Source organism: Mycobacterium colombiense, assembly GCF_001953985.1.
GTDB classification, from domain to species: Bacteria; Actinomycetota; Actinomycetes; order Mycobacteriales; family Mycobacteriaceae; genus Mycobacterium; species Mycobacterium colombiense_B.
Genome location: NZ_MBEI01000056.1, coordinates 282,267 through 305,890, shown reverse-complemented (window position 1 = coordinate 305,890; position 23,624 = coordinate 282,267). Strand labels below are relative to the sequence as shown.

Genomic DNA, 23,624 nt, shown 5'->3' with positions numbered 1-23,624 from the left:
GCGAAACCCGTGTCACACTCAAACAGATTGGGTCAGCATGTTTGTCGACCGTCATCGGTGGCAATGATCCAACAGAGGCGAGTGCGTCGGCCGGCCTTCGCATTCGTCTAGGTCCCGTCGGTTCAGCCCGAGAGCCGACGGGGCCGCCCTTTTTCGGGCCCCTTTCCGACCTACGTTGGTCGCACTCGGGTCGCCGATAGGCCTCAACAACCCCTCGGTGCGGGAGTACCGTCGGCGTATGGATCGGTCGCCCGGCGTATGGATTCTCGGCGGTTATCAAAGCGATTTCGCTCGCAACCTCACCAGAGAAGGCCGCGACTTCGCCGCGCTGACGGCCGAGGTCGTCGACGCCACACTGACCGCCGCCAGGGTCGACGCGCGCGCGATCGGGGTGGTGCACGTCGCCAACGCCTTCGGCGAGATGTTCGCGCGGCAGGGCCACCTCGGAGCGATGCCGGCCACGGTGTGCGAGGGCCTCTGGGATACCCCGGCCTCGCGGCACGAAGCGGCGTGCGCGTCCGGCAGCGTGGCGGCGCTGTCGGCGATGGCGGATCTGCGCTCCGGCGCCTACGACAGCGCGCTGGTGGTGGGCGTCGAGCTGGAGAAGACCGTCCCCGGCGACACCGCCGCGCAGCATCTGGGCGCCGCCGCGTGGACCGGTCATGAGGGGGCCGACGCTCGCTACCTGTGGCCGTCCATGTTCGCCCAAGTGGCCGACGAATACGACCGGCGGTACGGCCTGAACGACGCGCACCTGCGCGCCATCGCACAGCTGAACTTCGCCAACGCGCGGCGCAACCCCAACGCCCAGACCCGCGACTGGACCGTCCCCGATCCGATCACCGACGACGACGCGACCAACCCGATCACCGAAGGCCGGTTACGCAGGTTCGACTGCAGCCAAATGACCGACGGCGGTGCGGGATTCGTGCTCGTCAGCGACGCCTATCTGCGCGAGCACCCCGATGCGCGCCCGATCGGCCGCATCGACGGCTGGGGTCATCGCACCGTCGGGCTGGGCCTGCAACAGAAACTGGACCGCGCCGACGGCGACCCCTACGTCCTGCCCCACGTGCGGGCCGCGGTACTCGACGCGCTGCGTCGCGCGCAGCGCGGCCTCGACGACGTCGATGGATTTGAAGTCCATGACTGCTTCACCCCCAGCGAGTACCTGGCGATCGACCACATCGGCCTGACCGGCCCGGGCGAATCGTGGAAGGCCATCGAGAACGGTGAGATCGAGATCGGCGGCCGGCTGCCGATCAACCCCAGCGGCGGACTGATCGGCGGCGGACATCCGGTCGGCGCCGCCGGCGTGCGGATGCTGCTCGATGCGGCCAAGCAGGTCAGCGACGCCGCCGGCGAGTATCAGGTCGAAGGCGCCCAGCGGTTCGGCACCCTGAATTTCGGCGGAAGCACCGCCACCACAGTGAGTTTCGTCGTCAGCGGCACCGAAGGCGTGTGACCATGGACGTTGAGATCGTCGGCAAGTACCTGTCCACCCTGCCCGAAGACGACGACCACCCATACCGCACCGGACCGTGGCGTCCCCAGACCACCGAGTGGGACGCGGACGACCTGATAGCCGTCGAGGGCGAGATTCCCCGCGACCTGGACGGCGTCTACCTGCGCAACACCGAGAACCCGCTGCACCCGGCGTTAAAGACCTATCACCCGTTCGACGGCGACGGCATGGTGCACGTGGTCGGCTTCCGCGACGGAAAGGCCTTCTACCGCAACCGATTCATCCGCACCGACGGCTTCCTGGCCGAGATCGAGGCGGGCGGGCCCCTGTGGCCGGGTCTGGCCGAACCCGTGCAGCTGGCTCGGCGCGAGCAGGGCTGGGGCGCGCGCACAAAGATGAAGGACGCGTCAAGCACGGACGTCATCGTCCACCGCGGTGTCGCACTGACCAGCTTCTACCAGTGCGGCGATCTGTACCGGATCGACCCGTACTCGGCCGGCACGCTGGGCAAGGAGTCCTGGAACGGCAGATTCCCGGTCGAGTGGGGCGTGTCCGCACACCCCAAGGTAGACAACAGAACCGGCGAACTGCTGTTCTTCAACTACAGCAAGCAAGAACCGTACATGCACTACGGCGTGGTCGACGAGGGCAACGAGCTGGCGCACTATGTCGACATCCCGCTGCCCGGGCCGCGTCTCCCCCACGACATGGCGTTCACCGAAAACTACGCCATCCTCAACGATCTCCCGCTGTTCTGGGATCCCCAACTGCTCGAGCATGACGTGCACCTGCCCCGCTTCTTTCCCGACATGCCGTCCCGGTTCGCGGTGATCCCCCGCCGCGGCGGCACCGGGGACATTCGCTGGTTCGAGGCCGACCCGACGTTCGTGCTGCACTTCACCAACGCCTACGAGGACGGCGACGAGATCGTGCTCGACGGCTTCTTCGAGGGCGATCCGTCGCCGCTCGATACCGGTGGAACCAAGTGGGACAAGCTGTTTCGCTTCCTCGCCCTGGATCGCCTGCAGGCCCGGCTGCACCGGTGGCGCTTCAACCTGGTCACCGGCGCGGTGCGAGAAGAGCGGCTCTCGGAATCCATCACCGAGTTCGGCACCATCAACCCCGAGCACGCCGGCGGCGCCTACCGCTACACCTATGCCGCCACCGGCAAGCCCGGCTGGTTCTTGTTCGACGGCCTGGTCAAACACGACCTGCGCACCGGGACCGAGGATGGGTTCTCGTTCGGTACCGGGGTCTACGGCAGCGAGACCGCGATGGCCCCGCGCGCGGGCGCCACCGCCGAGGACGACGGCTACCTGGTCACCCTCACCACCGACATGAATACCGACGCCTCCTACTGCCTGGTGTTCGACGCCGCCCGGGTCGGCGACGGTCCGGTGTGCAAACTGCAACTGCCCGAACGTATTTCCAGCGGAACCCACTCGACCTGGGCGCCCGGCCCCCAATTGCGGCGCTGGGACACCGCCGATTCGACCGCCGGCGCGATCGGGCTGTGATGAGCGCCGGCAAGCACCACCACACGACGCACTGGCCGCTGCGGCTGGCGCCGATCGGTGCTATCCGTTTTGCGCGCCGCTCCACGCATTTCGCTGAAACAGTGCAGTTTTACCGCGATCTCGTGGGCCTGCCGCTCTATGAGACGTTCGGGAACAGCTACGGAAGCAACGGCGCCATCTTCGGGTTGCCGAGCTGGAACCTCACCATGGAAATCGTGGAGGCCGTCGACGCCGTCGCGGTGGACCATCACGAACAGCTGTGTTTGTATTTTCCCGACCAAAAGGCGCAACAAGCCGCCCTCGCGCGCCTGCGCGAGGCGGGCGTCGAGCCCGTCGAACAGCACCCCTATTGGGAGGCCACGGGCGCGGTCACCTTCCGCGACCCGGATGGACGTGAAATTGTGTTCGCGCCCTTCGTATTCGGTGTCAACGAGCCCGACGCCAGCGCCGCGTCGGGGACGCACGAATACCCGTCGGCCTGACCGCTCAGCGGCCGGACCGCCCGGAAGCCGCCGCGGCGACGACGGCCACCAGCGAGCACGCCACCGCGCAGACCGCGGCGCCGGCGCCGACGTACAGCCCGTATTCGGCCGACACCGGCGGGTTGACGTTGAGCTTGTAGTACCACACCGTCAGCGCCACGATCAGCAGCGAAATCAACAGCGCGGCAACCGAAGCGAGCTTCACCGACAGCCCACGGCCCATCATCGCGCCGACCACCAGCAGCGTCGACGCCAACAGCACGATGAGCTGGCCCGCGCCGAACCCCCGGGGCAACTCCAGGTTGCCGTGAGCGCCGCCGATGGCGTTGGCCCACCCCCCGCCGTTCACGGTCGTCCGCAGCCACGGCAGCCATGCGCTGGCCGACACCACGACAGCGAAAAACGCCACCAGCCAACCGGGGCGCAGTCGGCGAGTCATGATAGCGAGATTAACGGACGCCCACGCCAGCCCGCGTGAGCGAGCGCGAGGCTCGCCGTACGGGGCGCTACGTCTGCAGCGAGGACAGGTTGAAGACCGCGCCCGTCGGATCGCCCGCGGCGGCCAGCCGTCCGTACGGGGTGTCCTCGGCGTCGCGCACCACGGTGCCGCCGTTATCGGCGATCACCCGCAGGGTCTTGTCCACGTCCTCGGCGCCGAAGAAGATCACCCAGTTCGACGGGATCTGCTGCGGCAGGAACGCGGCGCCGTCCATCACGCCGAGCAATTGCTCGTCACCGAATCGTGCGGTGCTGTAGCGGAATTCGTCGGTGTCGGACACAGTCTCGGTCTGCCATCCCAGGACGTCGCGGTAGAAGTCGAGCGCCGCGCCGTAGCCGCGTGTGGTCAGCTGGTGCCACACCGGGGCACCCGCCGCCCCGATGAGCTCGAAGCCGCGGTGTTCCAGTGGCTGCCACAACCCGAAGACGGCGCCGGCGGGGTCCGTCGCGACGGCCATGTGGCCCTTGGCGGGCACCTCGATCGCCATGCACACCGCACCACCGGCCCCGGTTACCGCGGCAACGGTGGTGTCGATGTCGGCGGTGTGGAAGTAGGTGGCCCAGTGGTCGGGCGACCCGGCTTCGGGCCGGTTGGCCATGATGCCGGCCACCAGGTGGCCGTCCTTGGCGGCATTGACGTAGCCGTGGTACTCGGGTCCGGAGGACTCGAAGGTCCAGCCGAAGACCGTGCCGTAGAACTGCTGGGCGCGGGCGACGTCGGACGTGGTCAGATCGATCCAGCATGGGGCGCCCAGCGGGGCGCAGTCGCGGATGGGCACGGTGACCTCCTGGTGGTGTCCTGGCCCCGAGGGAAAGGGCTTCACACTATCGACTGCTGCCCAGCCTAAAACTCATCGGCGCCGGCGATCAGCGATGAGGCCCACCGTCTCCGTTCGTGCTCGGATCGGCGCGGGTGAACACTGTGACGAAGTTCTCCAGCGATTGGTTGATGTCGCCGCGCAGGGCGGCGGCGACGATCATGCCGATGGGGCCGAACAGCGCCGGGCCGCCCAGGTGCACGTCGAAGCTGACGATGGAGCCGTCATCTTTAGGCTGGATCTTGGCCATCAGCTTGACCTTGACCCCGCCGACGCCGTCACCGTTGAGCGTCATGCCCTCGGGCGGCTTGTAGCGCACCACCGTCCATTTGATCCGGCTGTACATGCCCTTGACCTCGACGATCGACTCGACGACGCTGCCCTTTTCGATCTCGTCGGGCAGGGTGCTGCGCCACACCCGGTGGATGGTCAGCCAGTCCTTGTACCGGGACAGGTCGGAGGCGTGCTGCCAGGCCACCTCGGGTGGCAGCGGGACATCGATGGATCCGGAAAGTTTCGCCATCGCTCAGTTCTGCTGGTCGCCGGTGTCCGCGGCGCCGGTGGCCTTCTTGGCCTGCGCCTGCACCTGGTGGATGGTGTCGGTGTACTTGCCCTGCGTCTTGTCGTCGACGAACTCGCCGGCCTTATCGATCGCCATTTCGACCTTGTCCGCGTTCTGCGACAACAGGTCTTTTGCCTTGTCCAGGAATCCCATGCGCCCTCCCTTTTCCCGGCATCGTACTTGGCCGGCGACGGCGCACTGCGGGTGAGTTCGGCGCGCTCAGCGCCACAACCGCGGCTGCACGCCCAGCACTTTGGCGCGGATCCACCACGCGGCCTCGATGGCGGCCGCACCCAGCACCCCGACGCCCAGCGCGGTCGACGTCACCGCGACGTTGGACGGGTCGAGCAGGAACTCCTTGCGCGCCAGCGGCAGGCTGAAAATCACCACATAGGCCAGGCCCGAAGCGATTACCAGCGCCACCCGCCACCACTCGTAGGGGCGCGCGACCACGGCCAGCACCCACAACGCCGTCATCAGCAAGGTGATCAGGGCCGCGGTGGACGCCTGATCCTGTTGGACGAAGCTGGCGTGGCGACCGTGATAGGCCAGCAGGTAGGAGGCGAACGTCGCGCTGCCGACAATCAGCCCGGAGGGCAGCGCGGAGGTGAGGACCCGGCGCACGAAGCCCGGGTGGGCGCGTTCGTTGTTGGGCGCCAGCGACAGGATGAACGACGGTATGCCGATGGTGAACCAGGCCGCGATGGTGACGTGGATGGGCTGGAACGGGTACAGGAGCGGGTCGGCTTTCAGCGGTTTGGCGAGCAGGCATTCGATGCCCACCAGCAACGCCAGCAACACCGAGTACACCGTCTTGGTCAAGAACAGGTTGGCGACGCGTTCGATGTTGCCGATCACCCGGCGCCCCTCCCCGACGACATAGGGCAGCGTGGCGAACCTGTTGTCCAGCAGGACGATCTGCGCGACCGCGCGCGCCGCCGGGCTGCCGGCGCCCATCGCCACACCGATGTCGGCGTCCTTGAGGGCCAGCACGTCGTTGACGCCGTCGCCGGTCATCGCGACGGTGTGCCCGTGTGACTGCAGGGCGTGCACCATGGCGCGTTTCTGGTCCGGCCGCACCCGCCCGAAGGTGGTGTGGGTGTCCAGCGCGTCGGCCAATTGCGCGGGCTCGGAAGGCAATTGGCGCGCATCCATGGTCTCGCCGCGCAGTCCGAGCTTGCCGGCCACTGCGCCGACCGAGACCGCGTTGTCACCGGACAGCACCTTGACCGAAACACCTTGTTCGGCAAAATATTCCAGCGTCTCGCGCGCGTCGGGGCGAACCTTCTGTTCGAGTACCACCAGCGCGACGGGGGTGACGCGGCCCGGCGCGTCGGGGTGGTCGACTGCGACGTCACCGGCGCCGACCAGCAGCACCCGCAACCCCTGCGCCCGATCCGCTCGGCGTGTTCGGCCGCCGCCGACGCCGGCTCGAGTAACACGTCCGGCGCACCCATCACCCAGTTGCCCTGGCCGTCGAACGAGACGCCGCTCCATTTGGTGGCCGACTTGAAAGGCGCTGTCGCCGTGACGGTCCAGCCTGGCGGCTCGTGGTAGGTCTCGGCGATGGCCCGCATGCTCGCGTTGGGTCGCGGGTCGGCGGCGGCCAGCGAGGCCAGCACGTCGGCGATCCCGTTCCCCGGCGGGTCGAGTTCGTCCACAGTCGCCACCCGCATGCCGCTCTCGGTCAGGGTGCCCGTCTTGTCCGCGCAGACCACATCGACGCGCGCTAGCCCCTCGATGGCGGGCAGCTCCTGCACCAGGCATCGGCGCTGACCGAGCCGGACCACCCCGACCGCCAAGGCGACCGACGTCAGCAGCACCAGACCCTCGGGGACCATCGGCACCAGTGCACCGACCGTGCGCAGCACGGCCTCCCGCCAGTCGGCGCGCGTGGTGAACAGCTGGGTGTAGATGGTGAGCAGGCCGGCGGGCACCAACAAATAGGTGATGAACTGCAGGATGCGGTTAATACCATTGCGCAGTTCGGATTTCACCAGGGTGAACTTGCTGGCCTCCTCGGCGAGCTTGGTGGCGTAGGCATCCGGCCCCACCTTGGTGGCGCGGTAGGCGCCGCTGCCCGCGACGACGAAACTGCCCGACATCACCACGTCGCCGACGGCCTTGGCGATCGGGTCGGCCTCACCGGTCAGCAGCGACTCGTCGACTTCCAGGTTCGCCTCTTCGACGACCTCGCCGTCGACGACGACCTGATCGCCGGGGCCCAACTCGATGATGTCGTCGAGCACCACCTCGCCGGGCGGCACCGCCCGGGTTCCGGATTGCCTGCGCACCAACGGTTTCGCCTGCCCCACGATGGCGAGCTTGTCCAGCGTCTGCTTGGCCCGGATCTCCTGGACCATGCCGACGACACTGTTGGCGATGATCAACAGCCCGAACATCCCGTTGATCACCGAGCCCGTCGCAAGCACGATCAGCAGCAGCACCCCAAGGATCGCGTTGATCCGGGTGAAGACGTTGGCCCGGACGATGGCGGTGATGCTGCGCGTGGCGCGTTCCCGTACCGCGTTGCTCTTGCCGTCGGCCACGCGCCGCGCGACGTCGGCGTCGGTCAGGCCAGCGGCGGGGGCGAGCGTCATCGTGTGAAGGTTCCCAGCTTGTTCGAGTCGTAATACTCGAGGTTCAGGATGTTGCCCGCGAAAACAGCTTTGGAAACCGTTCCGGGTGGGGCGTTTTCGTCGGTCAGCGTGAAGGTGAAGGTGTCGCCGTCCCAGTGCGTGAGGGTGGCCGTGCGGTTTTTCGGCCCCATCGCGAGTTGCAGCGCGCCGTCGTGTTCGGTCACGACGGCCGGTCCCCAGTAGTCGCTGGCGTAGCTGCCGGCGTAGTCGCCGAGCGGTCGGGCCGGGGCGGGGTTGGCCGGCGGCTGCTTGCCGACCAACGAGCCCACCGGGTTGTTCAGCCAGCCGATCGCCTTCTTGTACAAGGGACCCCAGTCCTCGCGGATCTGCCCATACTGGACGAGGTCCATGAATTCGGCGGTCAGCGTTTCCGGGATGCCGTAGGGCGCGGCGTTGGTCAGCGCGATGATACCCAGATCCTCAGACGGCAGCACCACGAAATTGGTCGCCGCACCCAAATCGAAAGCGCCGGAATGGCTGTACTCGGTGCGCCCCGAGGAATCCACCGAGGAGTTGAAGCCGTATCCGTAGAAACCGGTGCGCGCCTGCGGTGTCTTGGCGGGCGACGACACCATCTGCGGGCTGGTGGCGGGCAGCAAGGCTTCCGGGGACGTGATCCGCCGACCGTCGTAAGTTCCGTTGCCCAGCAACATCAACAGCCAGCGCGCCATGTCGTTCACCGATGAACTCACGCCCCCGGCCGGCGACTGGGGATCGGGGTCGCGCTGAAACCGGGCCTGCCACTTGTCGTCGATCTTGATGTGGTTGACCGCGTGGTTGGGGCGGGCGATGAAGTCGGCGAACCGCGAACTGGTCGATGTCATTCCCAGCGGGCGGTAGAGCGCCTCGTCGGACAGGTCCTCCCATGGCTTGCCCGCCGCGGCCGCCACCGCCTCGGCACCAGCGGTGATCCCATAGTTGGTGTAGGCGTAGCTGATTCGGAACGGATCCAGCGGCACGTACTTGAGCCGCTCCAGCGTCTGTCGACGGTCGTAGCCCAGGTCTTCCAGCTTGTCCCCGGCGTGGTCCGGCAGCCCGGAGCGATGCGAGTACAGGTCGCCGACGGTCACATGGCTGGTGACGTAGGGATCGCTGAGCGTGAACCACGGCAGCTTGGACGCGACCGGCGTGTCCCAGGCGACGACGTTGTCGCTGACCTCGTGCGCGATCACCGTCGCGCCGACGGATTTGGACACCGAGGCCAACTGGAAGACGGTGTCGGCGTCCACCCTGTTGTCCTGGCCCTGCCCCTTGCTCACGTCCTTGATGCCGAAGCCTTTGGCGTACAACACCTTCCCGCCGTGCACGACGGCCACGGCCATCCCCGGGATGCCGGTGCTTTTCATCAGGTCGTTGACCAGACCGTCGACCTTGGCGACGGCCTCATCAATGCGGCCGGCCGGTATCGACACGCCGGAGACCTGGTTGGGCGGAACGTCAGACGGTGTGGACGGCGTACCGGCCGTCGGCTGGGCGGAGCCGCAGCCCGTCAAACCGAGCAGTATCGCGGCGAATACGGCCGCGGCCGCACGTGTGGTCATGCGCGAACCCTAACGCGGTGCGATGCGCGCAGCGTCAATCTACAGCCGCCACCAGGGGTCGGATTTCTGCAGCACCGCGGGATCGATGCGTTGACCGGGCAGCGGCACCGCCACGTCCACCCGCTCGGGCGCCGCGGCGGCCAGCAGTCGCTCAACCGGTTCCGCCCACGGGTGCGGTGCCAACCGGAAAGTGCCCCAATGGATCGGGACCAGCAGCCCCCCGTCGGTGACGTCCAGGTGCGCCCGCACCGCCTCCTCGGGGTTCATGTGCACGTCGGGCCACGCCGTGTTGTAGGCCCCGATGGGCAGCAAGGTCAGGTCGAACGGCCCGTGATCGGCGCCGATCTGCGCGAAGCTCTTGGTGTAGCCGGTGTCGCCGCCGAAATACGCGCGATGCGTCGGGCCGACGAACGCCCACGACGCCCACAGCGTCGTGTTGCGGTCCAGAAAGCGTCCCGAGAAGTGCCGCGCCGGCACGCACACCACCGTCAGCTCGTCGACCTTGGCGCTCTGATGCCAGTCGAGCTCGACGATGCGGTGCTCGGGGATGCCCCACATGCGCAGGTGGGCCCCGATCCCGAGCGGCACGAAGAACGGGGCCCGCTGAGTGCGGGCCAGCGCCATCACCGTGTCGATGTCGAGGTGGTCGTAGTGGTCGTGGCTGATCACCACCGCATCGACGGCGGGCAGCGCCTCGAGTTGGATCGGCGGCGGGTGCAGCCGCTGCGGGCCGACGACATCCGACGGCGAGCACCGGTCGCTCCACACCGGATCGGTGAGCACTCGGTAGCCGTCGATCTCTAGCAGCGCCGTGGAATGGCCGAACCAGCTGACGGCCAGCCGGCTCGGGTCGGCCTCGAGAATCCCCGGCGACGCCAGCGGGATCGGCCCCTTCGGCCGGCTGTTGCCCCGGTTCCCGATCAGCTCCCACACGACGAGCCGCAGTTGCTCGCGGTCCATCTTGGCTTCGGAGGCCGGCTCGAGGTTGACGAAGGCGCCGTCGCGGTAGTGCGGCGACCGGGCTGTCACCGCCGCGATCGAGGCGGGGCGGGCGCCGAGCGCGTCGGGCGCGCCGTGCAGCGCCCGCACCAGCCAGCCACCGGCCGCCAGCGACGCGGTACCGGCGACGAGCCGTAGCGTCCCCCGCATGTTTGTCAGGCCCCCTGGAACTTCGGCGGTCGTTTCTCGATCCGGGCGACCTGGGCTTCGACGACGTCCTGGCTGCTCCAGGCCTTGTCGAAGAGCTCCTTGTGCACCGGGTCGGCCTCTTCGATGGCGCCGTCGTCGTTGAGCACCCGCTTGGCGTGCTGGATCGCCAGCGGCGCCAGGCCGGCGATCTCGGCGGCCCAGGCCTGCGCGTCGGCCAGTGTCCCGATACGGTTGGCCATCCCGGTCTGCAGCGCCACGTCGGCGGTCAGCTTCTCCGCGGTGAGCAGCATCGCGCGGGCGCGGCCATGGCCGACGAGCGAGGACAGCCGCCGGATGCTCCAGTTATCCAGGGCCAGGCCGTATTTCGAGGTCGGGAACTGGAAGAACGCGTCGGGCGCGACGACCCGCAGATCGCATTGCATGGCCAGCTGCAGGCCGGCGCCGATGGCCGGCCCGTTGATGGCCCCGATCACCGGGATCAGCGTGGCATCAAGCACCTTGTGCAGTTCGATGAGCCGGTCGGGGTAGTCGGCGGCGAAGGCGTCACCGGACAGGTCCGCGCCGGCGCAGAACACCGTCCCCTGACCCGTCAGCACGATCGCGCGGGTGGAGCCGTCGCCGGCCTTCAGCACGGCCTCGCGCAGCTCCTCGACCAGCTGGGAGTTCAAGGCGTTGCGGCGCTCGGGGCGCTGCAGCTCGATGGTCATAACGGCTTCGGCCTGGGTAACACCGATCATGGCAGCCACCCTATATAGCCTCGTCACGTGAGTCGTATTACGGCTGGTCAACTCCGCGATGCGGTGCTGGACGAAAATTCCTTCATCCGCTGGGACAGCGAACCGCTCGCCCTGCCGGTCAGCGCCTCCTACGCCGAAGAGCTGGCCGGAGCCCGGGAAGCGACGGGCCTGGACGAATCGGTGCTCACCGGCGAGGGGCGCGTCTTCGGGCGCCGGGTCGCCGTGGTGGTCTGCGAGTTCGGCTTCCTGGGCGGGTCGATCGGGGTGGCCGCGGCCGAGCGGATCACCGCCGCCGTGCAGAGGGCGACGGCCGAGGGCCTGCCGCTGCTGGCCTCGCCCAGCTCCGGTGGCACCCGAATGCAAGAGGGCACGGTCGCGTTTCTGCAGATGGTCAAGATCGCCGCCGCCGTCCGGCTGCACAGGCAGGCGCACCTGCCCTACCTGGTCTATCTGCGCAATCCGACCACCGGCGGGGTGTTCGCGTCCTGGGGTTCGCTCGGTCATGTGACGGTCGCCGAGCCGGGCGCGCTGATCGGCTTCCTCGGGCCGCGCGTGTACCAGTTGCTCTACGGCGAACCCTTCCCCGAGGGCGTTCAGACGGCGGAGAACCTGCAGCGGCACGGCGTCATCGACGGCGTCGTCCGGCTCGACGAGCTGCGCCGGACGCTCGACCGTGCCATGACCGTCATCGCCGACGCTCCCGAGCCGCTGCCCGCGCCGGCGCCACCCGAGCCGACGCCAGAGGTCGCGGCGTGGGACTCGGTGGTGGCGTCGCGACGGCCCGACCGGCCCGGCGTGGGGGTATTGCTGCGGCACGGCGCCACCGATCGGGTGCTGCTGTCCGGGACCGGCCAAGGAGAGGCCGCCACCACGCTGTTGGCGCTGGCCCGATTCGCCGGTCAGCCCGTGGTGGTGCTGGGCCAGCAGCGGCTGACGGGCGGCCTGGTGGGGCCCGCCTCGCTGCGCGAGGCCCGGCGCGGCATGGCGCTGGCCGCCGAGCTGCGGCTGCCGCTGGTGCTGGTGATCGACACCGCGGGGCCCGCGCTGTCGGCCGAAGCCGAACAGGGCGGGCTGGCCGGGCAGATCGCGCAGTGCCTGGCCGAGCTGGTGACGCTGGATACCCCGACGGTGTCGGTGCTGCTGGGTCAGGGCAGCGGCGGGCCGGCGCTGGCGATGGTGCCCGCCGATCGGGTGCTGGCCGCATTGCATGGCTGGCTGGCTCCGCTACCGCCGGAGGGCGCCAGTGCGATCGTCTTCCGCGACACCGAGCACGCCGCCGAACTCGCTGCGGCACAAGGCATTCGATCGACTGACCTTTTGGAGTCCGGGATTGTTGACGTCGTCGTCGCGGAGCATCCCGATGCCGCCGACGAGCCGGTCGAGTTCGCGCAGCGATTGTCCCGGGCCATCGCCGCCGAGGTGCAGGCGCTGCGCGAACTCCCCGCCGGCGAGCGGCTGGCCGCCCGGTTGCGGCGCTACCGCAACATCGGATTGCCTCGGTCTGAACCCGACACATAAGCCACGCACAAGACACGCCGTCGCACGTGTGTGTGGTTTATGTCTCGCAAAACCCCTCAGCCGCACATCGCGTCTTATGCGCATGGACGACGCCTTCGTGGGCAGCGAAGCCCTACGTCAAGGGAAACTGACCCGGTACCAGTTGCTTTCCGGTTTCCGCGCCATTTACCCCGACATCTACCTGGCGCGCCACACCACACCTTCACTCCGCATACGTTCTGAAGCGGCGTGGTTATGGTCCCGGCGACGCGGCGTCCTCGCTGGGTTGGCTGCAGCGGCGCTGCACGGCGCAGATTGGATCGACGACGAAGAGCCGGTCGAGTTGATCTGGCGCAATCAGCATGCCCCCGAGGGCGTATTGACCCGCAATGTGCGGCTGGCGGACGACGAAATCACTTACGTTGCAGGCCTCCCCGTGACCAGCCCCGCGCGGACGGCATTCGACTTGGCACGGCAAAACCCCTGCGGAGAGGGTGTCGCGCGACTCGACGCACTGATGCGCGCCACGCGGTTTTCCGCCGAAGATGTGCTGCTGTTGGCCAAGCGACACCACCGCGCGCGCGGTTTGCAGCGGCTGAGAAAGGTGCTGCCGCTGCTCGATGCGGGCGCAGCATCTCCCAAGGAGACCTGGCTGCGACTGCTGATAGTCAGGGCTGGACTGCCAACTCCGGAAACTCAGATACCGGTGGTCATGCATTACCGGACAGTGGCGGTGCTCGACATGGGCTGGGACCGCTTCAAAGTGGCCGTCGAGTACGACGGAGACCAGCACCGCACCAGCCGACGCCAATATGTGCGGGATATTCGCCGACTGCACGCCTTGGAGGAGTGCGGGTGGATTGTGGTGAGGGTGGTCGCAGAAGACCGACCCGCACCCGTTATCGACAGAGTTCGGGAGGCGCTGCGCCGTCGCGGATATCGCGACACATAAACCACCCACAAGACACGCCATCGCACGTGTGCGTGGTTTATGTCTCGCCCGGACCCGAAACCGCCGGATAAGACAGCGGTGTAGCCTCCCACAGCCATAGTCGGCAATCAGGCAAAATGGGCGGCATGGACACTGGAGCTAGCTCACCGCGCGTCTTGGTCGTCGACGACGATTCAGATGTGCTCGCGTCGCTCGAACGCGGTCTGCGGCTGTCCGGATTCGAAGTGTCGACGGCGGTCGACGGCGCCGAGGCGTTGCGCAGCGCCACCGAGACGCGCCCGGACGCGATCGTGCTCGACATCAACATGCCCGTGCTGGACGGCGTCAGCGTCGTCACGGCGCTGCGCGCCATGGACAACGACGTCCCGGTCTGCGTGCTGTCCGCCCGCAGCTCGGTCGACGATCGGGTCGCGGGCCTGGAGGCCGGAGCCGACGACTACCTGGTCAAACCCTTCGTGCTGGCCGAGCTGGTCGCGCGGGTCAAGGCGCTGCTGCGCCGCCGCGGCGCCACTGCCACGTCCTCCTCGGAAACCATCACGGTCGGGCCGCTGGAAGTCGACATCCCGGGCCGGCGTGCCCGGGTCAACGGCGTCGACGTCGACTTGACCAAGCGGGAATTCGACCTGCTGGCGGTGCTGGCCGAGCACAAGACCGCGGTGTTGTCCCGCGCGCAGCTGCTCGAGCTGGTGTGGGGTTACGACTTCGCCGCCGATACCAACGTCGTCGACGTGTTCATCGGATACCTGCGCCGCAAACTGGAGGCGAACGGTGGCCCCCGGCTGCTGCACACCGTCCGCGGAGTGGGATTCGTACTGCGCATGCAGTAACGAGGTCGACCGGCCCATGAAGTTCCTGTCCCGGATTCTGACCCGTACGCCATCGCTACGGGCCCGGGTCGCGGTCGCGACGGCCATCGGCACCGCGATCGTGGTGGTGATCGCGGGAGCGGTCGTGTGGTTCGGCATCACCAGCGCCTGGAAGGAACGCCTGGATCGCCGTCTGGACGAGGCGGCCGGTTTCGCCATCCCCTTCCTGCCCCGTGGCCTCGACGACATCCCGCGTGCTCCCAACGATCAGGACACCGTCATCACCGTCCGGCACGACGGCCAGGTCAAGTCCAACTCGGACGTCACGCTGCCGCCGCTGGACGTGGGTTATGCCGACACCTACATCAACGGGGTGCGCTACCGGGTGCGGACGTTGGAGGTGCGCACGCCGCAGCCGGCGACGGTGGCAGTGGGCGCGACGTATCACGACACCATCGCCCAGACGAACAACCTGCATCGCCGGGTGATCCTGATCTGCGCGCTCTCGATCGGCGCGGCAGCGGTATTCGCTTGGCTGCTCGCGGCTTTCGCGGTACGACCGTTCAAACGTCTTGCCCAGCAAGCCCGCTCGATCGACGCTGACGAGCGGCCGCAGGTGGCGGTGCGCGGCGCCAGCGAGGCCGTCGAGATCGCCGAAGCCATGCGCGGCATGCTGCAGCGCATCTGGACCGAACAGGACCGGACCAAGGACGCGCTCGCGTCGGCCCGCGACTTCGCCGCCGTGTCCTCGCACGAACTGCGCACCCCCCTGACCGCGATGCGCACCAACCTCGAAGTGCTGTCCACCCTGGACATGCCCGACGAACAACGCAAAGAGGTGCTGGGCGACGTCGTCCGCACCCAGTCGCGGATCGAGGCCACGCTGACCGCCCTCGAGCGGCTGGCCCAGGGCGAACTGTCGACATCCGACGATCACGTGCCCGTCGACATCACCGAGCTGCTCGACCGCGCCGCCCACGACGCCGCCCGGATCTATCCCGGGGTCGCCGTTTCGCTGGTGCCCTCACCGACCTGCATCATCGTCGGGTTGCCGGCCGGGTTGCGCCTCACCGTCGACAACGCGATCGCCAATGCCGTCAAGCACGGCGGCGCCACCCAGGTGCAGCTGTCGGCGGTCAGCTCGCGCGCCGGTGTGGAGATCGCCATCGACGACAACGGCAGCGGCGTGCCCGAGGACGAGCGCCGGGTGGTGTTCGATCGATTTTCCCGCGGATCGACGGCCTCCCATTCCGGGTCGGGGTTGGGCTTGGCGCTGGTTGCCCAACAGGCTCAGCTGCACGGTGGGACCGCGGCGCTGGAGAGCAGCCCACTCGGTGGGGCGCGGCTGGTGCTGCGGCTCCCGGGCCCGAGCTAGCGCTCTATCGCGCCCGGGTCGACGGCGACTCCTTGGCGATGGGGATCTTCGTGGTGCGCTTCTCGGTACCGATTCACCCCCTCCCGAGTCGGGCACACTGGAGCGATGGCCAACGGCAGTAAACCGACCGACAAGGACACCCTCGCAGTCATCCGTGAGCTGGTCGCCGAGGAGAAAGCCCTGCGGGCCCAGCTGCAGCGCGGGGACATCGACACGTCGGAGGAACATGACCGCCTCCAGCGGGTGGAGGTCGAACTCGACCAGTGCTGGGACCTGCTGCGGCAGCGCCGGGCGCTGCGCGAGACCGGCGGCGACCCACGGGAGGCGGAGGTGCGTCCGCCCGACGAGGTCGAGGGCTACCTGAGCTGAGCGACCATGCGACCGATGTCGACGCCTTAATCGTCGGAGGCGGCCACAACGGCCTCGTGGCGGCCGGCTATCTGGCCCGCGCGGGTCTGCGGGTGCGCCTGCTGGAACGGCTGGACCACACCGGGGGCGCGGCCGTCTCGGCACAGGCCTTCGACGGTGTCGGGGTCCGGGTATCGCGGTACTCCTATCTGGTCAGCCTGCTGCCCGCGCGCCTCGTCGAGGATCTGGGCGCCGACGTGCGGCTGGCCCGGCGGCCGTTTTCGTCGTACACACCCGACCCCGCGACCGGCGGTCGCAGCGGGCTGCTGATCGGGTCGTCCGGGGACACCTTCGCCGCCATCGGGGCGGCCGGGGATGCGCGGGGGTTCGCCGACTTCTACCGACGCTGCCGGCTGGTGACCGAGCCACTGTGGCCGACGTTGCTCGAACCTCTGCGCACCCGCGAGGAAGCCCGCCGGCTGGTGACGGAACGCGGCGATCGCCGCGCGGCGGCCGCGTGGCGGGGCGTGATCGAAGACCCGATCGGGCACGCCATCGCTGACGCGGTGCGCAACGACGTGGTGCGCGGGGTGGTCGCGACCGACGCGTTGATCGGCACGTTCGCCCGCCTCGATGACGCGTCGCTGACGCAGAATGTCTGCTTCCTGTATCACGTGCTCGGCGGGGGCACGGGAGGCTGGGACGTCCCGATCGGCGGCATGGGCGCGGTGACCACGGCCCTGGCTGCTGCCGCCACGCGTCATGGTGCCGAAATCACCACCGGTGCGGAGGTTTACGCCGTCGATCCCACCGGGGAAGTGCGTTATCGCAGCGGCGGCGAAGACCACCTGATTCGGGCCCGGTTCGTCCTGGCCGGTGTCACTCCGACGGTCCTGGCCGGGCTGCTCGGCGAAGAACCGGCACCCGCGACCGACGGCGCGCAGGTCAAGGTGAACATGGTGCTGGCGCGGCTGCCCCGGTTGCGCGACCGCGCCCTCGCGCCCGAACAGGCGTTCGCCGGGACGTTTCACGTCAACGAGACCTGGACGCAACTGGATACGGCCTATTCGCAGGCCGCCGCCGGTCAACCGCCGAATCCCTTGCCGTGCGAGGCCTATTGCCACTCGCTGACCGACCCCAGCATCCTGTCGGACGAGCTGCGCGACTCGGGCGCGCAGACGATGACGGTGTTCGGTTTACACACCCCGCACTCGCTTTTCGGCGCCACCGACCCCGACGCGCTGCGCGATCAGCTAACCGATGACGTGCTGTCTTCGATGAATTCCGTTCTGGCCGAACCGATTCAAGACCTGCTGCTGACCGACGCCCAGGGCCGGCCGTGTCTCGAGACCACGACCACGATGGATCTGGAGCGCACCCTGCGGATGAGCGGCGGCAACATCTTCCACGGCGGCCTGTCGTGGCCGTTCGCCGAGGACGACGAGACCTTGGACACCCCGGCGCGGCGATGGGGCGTGGCCACCGCGCACGAACGAATCATGCTGTGCGGCTCGGGCACTCGCCGCGGCGGGGCGGTGTCGGGCATCGGCGGGCACAACGCCGCGATGGCGGTGCTGGCCTCGCTCGATCTCCCGGGTGATCGCGATTGATCAGTGCAGCATCGCAACTCGGCAGAGCACCACAAATGCTGCTAACCCGAGTAACACGATGTTGACCGCGACTGCGCGCCGTTCGTGCAGCCGAGTATGCGCCCACGCCGCTCCGACCATGACTACGCACAGGCCGGTCGCTGCCAGCGGCGTCAAGATCAGCGCAATTCCCGTCAGTCCTGGGGCGACAAGTCCTACCGCGGCGAGTATTTCCGATGCGGCGGTGAAACGGACGACGGGCATGGGGAACATGGCGATGCCGGTTTGACCTGTGGCGAGCAGTCGTTCCCGGCTCATTGTGAGCTTGGCTGTTCCGGACAGGGCGAATATCCCGGCCAGGATGATTTGTGCTACCCATAGCGCGGCGTTCATGGTCTTCCTTTCCGTTTGAGCGGACGACCCTAAGACGAACGACGGCTGCCGCCTGTGACATCGATCCGTCATTCGGCCGCGTTACCTGTCACACCTCTGACGACTCGATCGTCTACAGAACATGACGACTCCCCCCACCGACCCGCCGCCTGGCGATGGTGCTGAACAGCATGGGGACCCGACCGATCTGCGGCCGTTGCTGTTCGCCATCGCCTACCGCATGCTGGGCAGTGTCACCGACGCCGAGGACATCGTCCAGGGAACATACTTGCGCTACCTCGACTACTTGCAGCAGGGCCATCGCGTCGAGTCGCCGCGGTCGATGCTGACCACAATCGCAACGCGCCTCGCGATCGACCATCTGCGCTCTGCCCGGGTGCAACGCGAAAAGTACATGGGCCCATGGCTTCCCGAGCCCCTGATTACCTCCGCAGTTCCCGACACCGCGGATCTGGCGGTGATGTCCGACTCTCTGTCGATGGCGTTTCTTCTGCTGCTGGAGACGCTCTCGCCTGTGGAGCGAGCGGTTTTCTTGCTGCGCGAGGTTTTCGCCTACGACTACGGCGACATCGCCCACATCGTCGATAAGACACCGGACAATTGCCGCCAATTACTCAACAGGGCACGTCGGCACATCGCGGCTGGGCGGCGCCGCTTTGACGCCGACACCACGCGTCGCGACCAACTCGCCGATCGCTTTTTCGCCGCGGCCGAGAATGGTGATCTGGCTGATCTGGTCCAATGGCTGGCCGACGACGTGTCGTTCTACGGCGACGGCGGCGGTGTCGGCCGCGGATTGCCCCGACCGATATTCGGGCGAATCCGCGTTCACCGGGTCCTGGCCGCAATCATGGGTGCCTACCGCAGCCTTGGCGTCCGACTGCAGCACGCACAGATCAACGGACAGCCCGGAGTGCTGGCCTTCGACCCCGATGGTGCCCTGATCAACGTGCTGACCCTCGACATCTACGGCGGACGCATTTGCACCATCCGCTCGGTCATCAATCCGCACAAGCTCAGACACCTCGGATTCGCCCTGTCGCCCCTGGCATGCCGGGATCCAATGACCCATCGGGCCCCGACTGAAAACCACCGCGCATGAATAAGGGCTTCGAGACCATTGTCTATGAGCGGGCTGCCGACGTGGGCACGTTGACCTTGAACCGTCCGTCCAAGCTGAATGCGCAAAACCAGCGGATGCGAGACGAATTGCACGACCTGAGCGCATATCTATTGGCGGACAACACATTACGCTGCTTGGTGGTCACCGGCGCCGGGCCGTCTTTTTGCGCGGGACTTGACCTGCCCGAGGCCATGTCAACCATCCTCCCGCAGTTCGCCGGCCAACTGTCCGACGAGCAGACGATCGAGCGAGGTCTGCGGTTGGCCGGCAGCTTCGAATTCATTCCCAAGCTGCGCTGCCCCAGCGTCGCGGCGGTTCGGGGCCACGCCTACGGCGCGGGACTACAGTTGGCGCTCGCCTGCGACTTCCGCATTTTCGCCGACGGTGCGCGCGTCGGCCTCCCTGAAACGCGCTATGGCTTGCTACCGGACATGGGCGCTACCTTCCGACTCCCGAGACTCATCGGGGAAGCCCGCGCGCGCCAGATGGTACTGCTCGGTGAAATCATCGACTCCACGGATGCCCTGAACATCGGACTCGCGAATCGCGTTGTCGCCGAAGACGTCCTGGAACCCGCGGTACAGACATTCGCCAAACGCCTTGCCGCCCAGCCGCCGGAGGCCATCGAAGGCGCCCGCCGGGCCATCGAGGCCAGCTGGCTTCTGCAGCCGGCCGCGAGCTTACGACTCGCCGTCCAAGCCCAGGTTCGCTGCCTGAGATCGCCCTCATTCCGCGCCGCCCAACAAGCGTTCAGCCAGAACCGCGAGCAGCGCGATGACTAAGGCCCAACGGGTTACTTGCGCGCGTCGATGGTGACGTAGTCGCGCTCGGTGTAGCCGGTGTAGATCTGGCGCGGGCGGCCGATCTTGCTGTCGCCCTCGTCGTGCATCTCACGCCAGTGCGCGATCCAGCCGGGCAGCCGCCCCAGCGCGAACAGAACGGTGAACATCCGGGTCGGGAAGCCCAGCGCCCGGTAGATCAGACCGGTGTAGAAGTCGACGTTGGGGTAGAGCTTGCGCTCGATGAAGTAGTCATCGGTGAGCGCGGCCTCTTCGAGCTGCTTGGCGATGTCCAGCAGCTCGTCGTCGCCGCCGAGCTTGGCCAGGATCTTGTCGGCCTGCTCCTTGACGATGCGGGCGCGCGGGTCGTAGTTCTTGTACACGCGGTGACCGAAGCCCATCAGCTTCACGCCTTCTTCGCGGTTCTTGACCTTGCGCACGAATTCGCTGACGTCGTCGTCGCTTTGGCGGATCTTTTCGAGCATCTCGAGCACCGCCTGGTTGGCGCCGCCGTGCAGCGGGCCCCACAGCGCGTTGATGCCTCCGGAGATAGAGGTGAACAGGTTGGCCTGCGACGACCCCACCAGCCGGACCGTCGATGTCGAACAGTTCTGTTCGTGGTCGGCGTGCAGGATGAGCAGCATGTCCAGCGCCCGAACGATTTCGGGGTCCGCCTGGTAGGGCTCCGCGGGCAGCCCGAACGTCATGCGCAGGAAGTTCTCCACCAGCGACAGTGAGTTGTCCGGGTAGAGGAAGGGCTGGCCGACCGACTTCTTGTAGGCGTAGGCCGCGATGGTCGGCAGCTTGGCCAGCAACCGGATCGTGGACAGCTCGACGTCCTCGGTATCCATCGGGTCCAGCGAATCCGGGTAGTAGGCGGACAGCGCGTTGACGGCGCTGGACAACACCGGCATCGGGTGGGCGTTGCGCGGGAAGCCGTCGAAGAATCGCTTGAGGTCCTCGTGCAGCATGGTGTGCAGCTGGATCCGCTTGGTGAAGTCGGCTAGCTGCTCCTTGCTCGGCAGTTCGCCGTAGATCAAGAGGTAGCTCACCTCGATGAAGGTCGACTTCTCGGCGAGCTGCTCGATCGGGATGCCGCGGTAGCGCAGGATGCCCGCTTCGCCGTCGATGTAGGTGATGGAGCTCTTGCAAGAGGCGGTGTTGACGAAGCCGTTGTCGAACGTCGTGTAGCCGGTCTTGGACAACAGCGAGCCCAGCGCGATGCCGTCGGCGCCGTCGGTGGCGCTGACGATCTGCAGGTCGGTCTCGCCACCCGGGTACTTCAAAGTGGCGGTGTCGTCGGTGTCTGCCACGAGAACCCCTTCGCGCTCTGGCTGATTTAGCTGCTGACTTGGTGCTTACTGCAAAAGGTAGTCGTTATGAGGATGAGGCGCCTGGCCGGGGTCGAGTCCGCTGGTCACGCCAGCAATCGATCCCGCCACGCCGCCGCGCGACGCGCATCATCTGCGGGTTAGGGCTGCAGGCGCTCCACCCGATCTCCGGCTATGCGGATGCGGTTGTGCAATCGATTTTCCCGGCCCTGCCAGAACTCGACGAGTTCCGGGGCAATGAGATAGCCACCCCAGCCCGGCGGGACCGGGACCTGCTCGCGGTCGGCGAAGCGGGCGGTCACCTCCCCCAGCTGGTCGAGCAGGGCCGCCCGTGACGCGATCGGTTGCGATTGGTGCGACGCCCAGGCGCCGAGCTGCGACCCGCGCGGCCGCTTGGACCAGTAGTCCTCGGTGTTTTGCGCGGTGACCTTGCTCACCGGCCCGCGGATGTGGACCTGCCGGCCGAGTTGGTACCAGGGAAACGTCGCCGAGGCGTACGCCGTCGCCGCGAGATCGTCGCCCTTGGCGGAGTCATAGTTGGTGAAGAACGTGATCCCGGTCTCGTCCACGCTCTTGCACAACACCGATCGGCTCGCGGGCCTGCCGTCGGCGGTGACGGTGGCCAGCACGAACGCGTTGGGTTCGGCCACACCCGAGCGCTCGGCGTCGTCGATCCATTTGCGCAACAACGAAACCCAGCCGTCGCGCAGCCAATCGGTGTCGAGATCCGGACTGCCGTCTTTTTCCACTGACCCGTACTCCACACGCATTCTTTGCAGGTGCTCGTCGTCTGGTCCTGCCATCGCGTCAACGCTACCGGCGCTTGCTACCGGCCGGTAGCGTCGGCCCGATCGGGGGGTGCGAGAATTTTCCTATGACTGCGGTACCCGAAGACTTTGTCCCCGGCCTTGAAGGCGTGGTCGCCTTCACCACCGAAATTGCCGAACCGGATAAAGACGGTGGTGCGCTGCGCTATCGCGGCGTCGACATCGAAGACCTGGTGACCCAGCAAGTCACCTTCGGTGACGTGTGGGCGCTGCTGGTCGACGGCAAGTTCGGCCGCGGGCTGCCGCCCGCCGAGCCCTTCCCGCTGCCCATCCACACCGGCGACGTCCGCGTCGACGTGCAGGCGGGCCTGGCGATGCTGGCCCCGATCTGGGGATACAAGCCGCTGCTGGACACCGAGGACTCCGTGGCCCGCGACCAGCTGGCCCGGGCGTCGGTGATGGCGCTGTCCTACGTCGCACAGTCCGCGCGCGGGATCTACCAGCCCGCCGTGCCGCAGCGGGTCATCGACGAATGCGAAACCGTCACCGCGCGTTTCATGACGCGGTGGCAGGGCGAGCCGGATCCACGCCACGTCGAAGCGATTGACGCCTACTGGGTCTCGGCCGCCGAGCACGGGATGAACGCCTCGACGTTCACCGCCCGGGTGATCGCCTCGACCGGCGCCGACGTGGCGGCTGCGTTGTCCGGGGCGATCGGGGCGATGAGCGGCCCGCTGCACGGCGGGGCGCCGGCGCGGGTGCTGCCGATGATCGAAGAGGTCGAGCGCACCGGCGACGCGCGTGCCCTGGTGAAGAAGATCCTGGACAGCGGCGACAAGCTGATGGGCTTCGGCCACCGGGTCTACCGCGCGGAGGACCCGCGGGCCCGGGTGCTGCGCGCCACCGCGGAACGCCTGGGCGCCCCGCGCCACGAGGTCGCCGTCGCGCTGGAGCAGGCGGCCCTGGCCGAGCTGCGCGAGCGCCGTCCGGACCGGGCGATCGAGACCAACGTCGAGTTCTGGGCCGCGGTGATGCTGGACTTCGCCCGGGTACCGGCCAACATGATGCCGGCGATGTTCACCTGCGGCCGCACCGCCGGGTGGTGCGCGCACATCCTCGAGCAGAAGCGGCTGGGCAAGCTGGTCCGGCCGTCGGCCATCTACGTCGGCCCCAGCCCGCGCAGCCCGGAATCCGTCGAGGGCTGGGACCGCAGTCTCACCAACGCCTGAGCCGCTCGATCGGCGCCGACCTCTTTG

22 protein-coding genes and 1 pseudogene are annotated in these 23,624 nt (G+C 67.7%); 12 read left to right on the top strand and 11 right to left on the bottom strand.

Annotation, left to right across the window (positions count from 1 at the left end):
• The first annotated feature begins 238 nt into the window (after positions 1-238).
• The 3 genes from A5732_RS17190 to A5732_RS17180 are packed head-to-tail and all read left to right on the top strand — an operon-like array spanning position 239 to position 3,464.
• The gene (locus A5732_RS17190) at positions 239-1,465 is read left to right on the top strand and encodes an acetyl-CoA acetyltransferase (protein WP_076102831.1); all 1,227 of its coding nucleotides are present in this window, start codon (positions 239-241) and stop codon (positions 1,463-1,465) included.
• A 2-nt stretch (positions 1,466-1,467) separates the two neighbouring features.
• Positions 1,468-2,982 (top strand): carotenoid oxygenase family protein, encoded by a 1,515-nt coding sequence (locus A5732_RS17185; RefSeq protein ID WP_076102830.1) that lies wholly within the window; start codon positions 1,468-1,470, stop codon positions 2,980-2,982.
• The gene (locus A5732_RS17180; protein ID WP_076051299.1) at positions 2,982-3,464 is read left to right on the top strand and encodes a VOC family protein; all 483 of its coding nucleotides are present in this window, start codon (positions 2,982-2,984) and stop codon (positions 3,462-3,464) included. The genes A5732_RS17185 and A5732_RS17180 overlap by 1 nt, the downstream gene beginning before the upstream one ends.
• Positions 3,465-3,468: 4 nt before the next feature.
• On the opposite strand, the gene A5732_RS17175 is transcribed toward A5732_RS17180, so the two are convergent.
• The 8 genes and pseudogenes from A5732_RS17175 to A5732_RS17140 all read right to left on the bottom strand — a co-directional run bounded on the left by A5732_RS17175 (position 3,469) and on the right by A5732_RS17140 (position 11,408).
• On the bottom strand, positions 3,469-3,903 hold the full coding sequence (locus tag A5732_RS17175; protein WP_076051300.1) for a hypothetical protein: 435 nt from the start codon (positions 3,901-3,903) through the stop codon (positions 3,469-3,471).
• 67 nt (positions 3,904-3,970) lie between these two features.
• A complete protein-coding gene (locus A5732_RS17170; RefSeq protein ID WP_076051339.1) occupies positions 3,971-4,741 on the bottom strand; it encodes a VOC family protein in 771 nt (256 codons plus the stop codon).
• Between the two features lie 88 nt (positions 4,742-4,829).
• Positions 4,830-5,303 (bottom strand): type II toxin-antitoxin system Rv0910 family toxin, encoded by a 474-nt coding sequence (locus tag A5732_RS17165; protein WP_064954350.1) that lies wholly within the window; start codon positions 5,301-5,303, stop codon positions 4,830-4,832.
• Between the two features lie 3 nt (positions 5,304-5,306).
• Positions 5,307-5,495, bottom strand: coding sequence for an antitoxin (locus A5732_RS17160; RefSeq protein WP_076051301.1), 189 nt, complete (start codon positions 5,493-5,495; stop codon positions 5,307-5,309).
• Positions 5,496-5,561: 66 nt separating this feature from the next.
• Positions 5,562-7,942 (bottom strand): annotated as a pseudogene (locus A5732_RS17155) (cation-translocating P-type ATPase).
• Positions 7,939-9,522, bottom strand: coding sequence for a serine hydrolase (locus tag A5732_RS17150; RefSeq protein WP_076102829.1), 1,584 nt, complete (start codon positions 9,520-9,522; stop codon positions 7,939-7,941). Before A5732_RS17150 ends, A5732_RS17155 begins: the two are co-directional and overlap by 4 nt.
• Positions 9,523-9,561: 39 nt before the next feature.
• A complete protein-coding gene (locus A5732_RS17145) occupies positions 9,562-10,671 on the bottom strand; it encodes an MBL fold metallo-hydrolase (RefSeq protein WP_076102828.1) in 1,110 nt (369 codons plus the stop codon).
• 5 nt (positions 10,672-10,676) lie between these two features.
• A complete protein-coding gene (locus tag A5732_RS17140; RefSeq protein WP_075233570.1) occupies positions 10,677-11,408 on the bottom strand; it encodes an enoyl-CoA hydratase in 732 nt (243 codons plus the stop codon).
• A 27-nt stretch (positions 11,409-11,435) separates the two neighbouring features.
• Here A5732_RS17140 and A5732_RS17135 point away from each other — a divergent pair, with 27 nt between their 5' ends.
• From A5732_RS17135 to A5732_RS17110, 6 genes are all read left to right on the top strand, one after another.
• The gene (locus tag A5732_RS17135) at positions 11,436-12,926 is read left to right on the top strand and encodes a carboxyl transferase domain-containing protein (protein WP_076102827.1); all 1,491 of its coding nucleotides are present in this window, start codon (positions 11,436-11,438) and stop codon (positions 12,924-12,926) included.
• 82 nt (positions 12,927-13,008) lie between these two features.
• Positions 13,009-13,857: a DUF559 domain-containing protein gene (locus A5732_RS17130; protein WP_076102852.1), complete on the top strand. Its 849-nt coding sequence runs from the start codon at positions 13,009-13,011 to the stop codon at positions 13,855-13,857.
• A 116-nt stretch (positions 13,858-13,973) separates the two neighbouring features.
• Complete coding sequence (prrA, locus tag A5732_RS17125; RefSeq protein ID WP_007777113.1) at positions 13,974-14,684, top strand: two-component system response regulator PrrA; 711 nt, start codon at positions 13,974-13,976, stop codon at positions 14,682-14,684.
• Positions 14,685-14,700: 16 nt separating this feature from the next.
• A complete protein-coding gene (locus tag A5732_RS17120; protein WP_076102826.1) occupies positions 14,701-16,038 on the top strand; it encodes a sensor histidine kinase in 1,338 nt (445 codons plus the stop codon).
• 105 nt (positions 16,039-16,143) lie between these two features.
• Positions 16,144-16,407 (top strand): DUF2630 family protein, encoded by a 264-nt coding sequence (locus tag A5732_RS17115; RefSeq protein WP_065031248.1) that lies wholly within the window; start codon positions 16,144-16,146, stop codon positions 16,405-16,407.
• Positions 16,404-17,996 (top strand): phytoene desaturase family protein, encoded by a 1,593-nt coding sequence (locus A5732_RS17110; protein ID WP_076102851.1) that lies wholly within the window; start codon positions 16,404-16,406, stop codon positions 17,994-17,996. The genes A5732_RS17115 and A5732_RS17110 overlap by 4 nt, the downstream gene beginning before the upstream one ends.
• Here the strand turns inward: A5732_RS17110 and A5732_RS17105 are convergent, their stop codons facing one another.
• Positions 17,997-18,368, bottom strand: a complete 372-nt coding sequence (locus tag A5732_RS17105) for a DoxX family protein (protein WP_076051307.1) — start codon at positions 18,366-18,368, stop codon at positions 17,997-17,999.
• A gap of 121 nt (positions 18,369-18,489) precedes the next feature.
• Here A5732_RS17105 and A5732_RS17100 point away from each other — a divergent pair, with 121 nt between their 5' ends.
• Together A5732_RS17100 and A5732_RS17095 are read left to right on the top strand one after the other, a co-directional pair.
• Positions 18,490-19,470 carry an RNA polymerase sigma-70 factor gene (locus tag A5732_RS17100; RefSeq protein ID WP_076051308.1) on the top strand — a complete coding sequence of 327 codons (981 nt, stop codon included), beginning with the start codon at positions 18,490-18,492 and terminating at the stop codon, positions 19,468-19,470.
• Positions 19,467-20,273 carry an enoyl-CoA hydratase/isomerase family protein gene (locus tag A5732_RS17095; protein WP_076102825.1) on the top strand — a complete coding sequence of 269 codons (807 nt, stop codon included), beginning with the start codon at positions 19,467-19,469 and terminating at the stop codon, positions 20,271-20,273. Before A5732_RS17100 ends, A5732_RS17095 begins: the two co-directional genes overlap by 4 nt.
• Before the next feature lie 11 nt (positions 20,274-20,284).
• On the opposite strand, the gene A5732_RS17090 is transcribed toward A5732_RS17095, so the two are convergent.
• A complete protein-coding gene (locus A5732_RS17090) occupies positions 20,285-21,583 on the bottom strand; it encodes a citrate synthase (RefSeq protein WP_076051310.1) in 1,299 nt (432 codons plus the stop codon).
• Between the two features lie 158 nt (positions 21,584-21,741).
• Positions 21,742-22,404, bottom strand: a complete 663-nt coding sequence (gene pdxH, locus A5732_RS17085) for a pyridoxamine 5'-phosphate oxidase (RefSeq protein ID WP_076102824.1) — start codon at positions 22,402-22,404, stop codon at positions 21,742-21,744.
• Positions 22,405-22,475: 71 nt separating this feature from the next.
• Here pdxH and A5732_RS17080 point away from each other — a divergent pair, with 71 nt between their 5' ends.
• Entirely contained in the window at positions 22,476-23,597 is a 1,122-nt protein-coding gene (locus A5732_RS17080; RefSeq protein WP_064954363.1) for a citrate synthase 2, read from the top strand.
• Positions 23,598-23,624 lie beyond the last annotated feature (27 nt).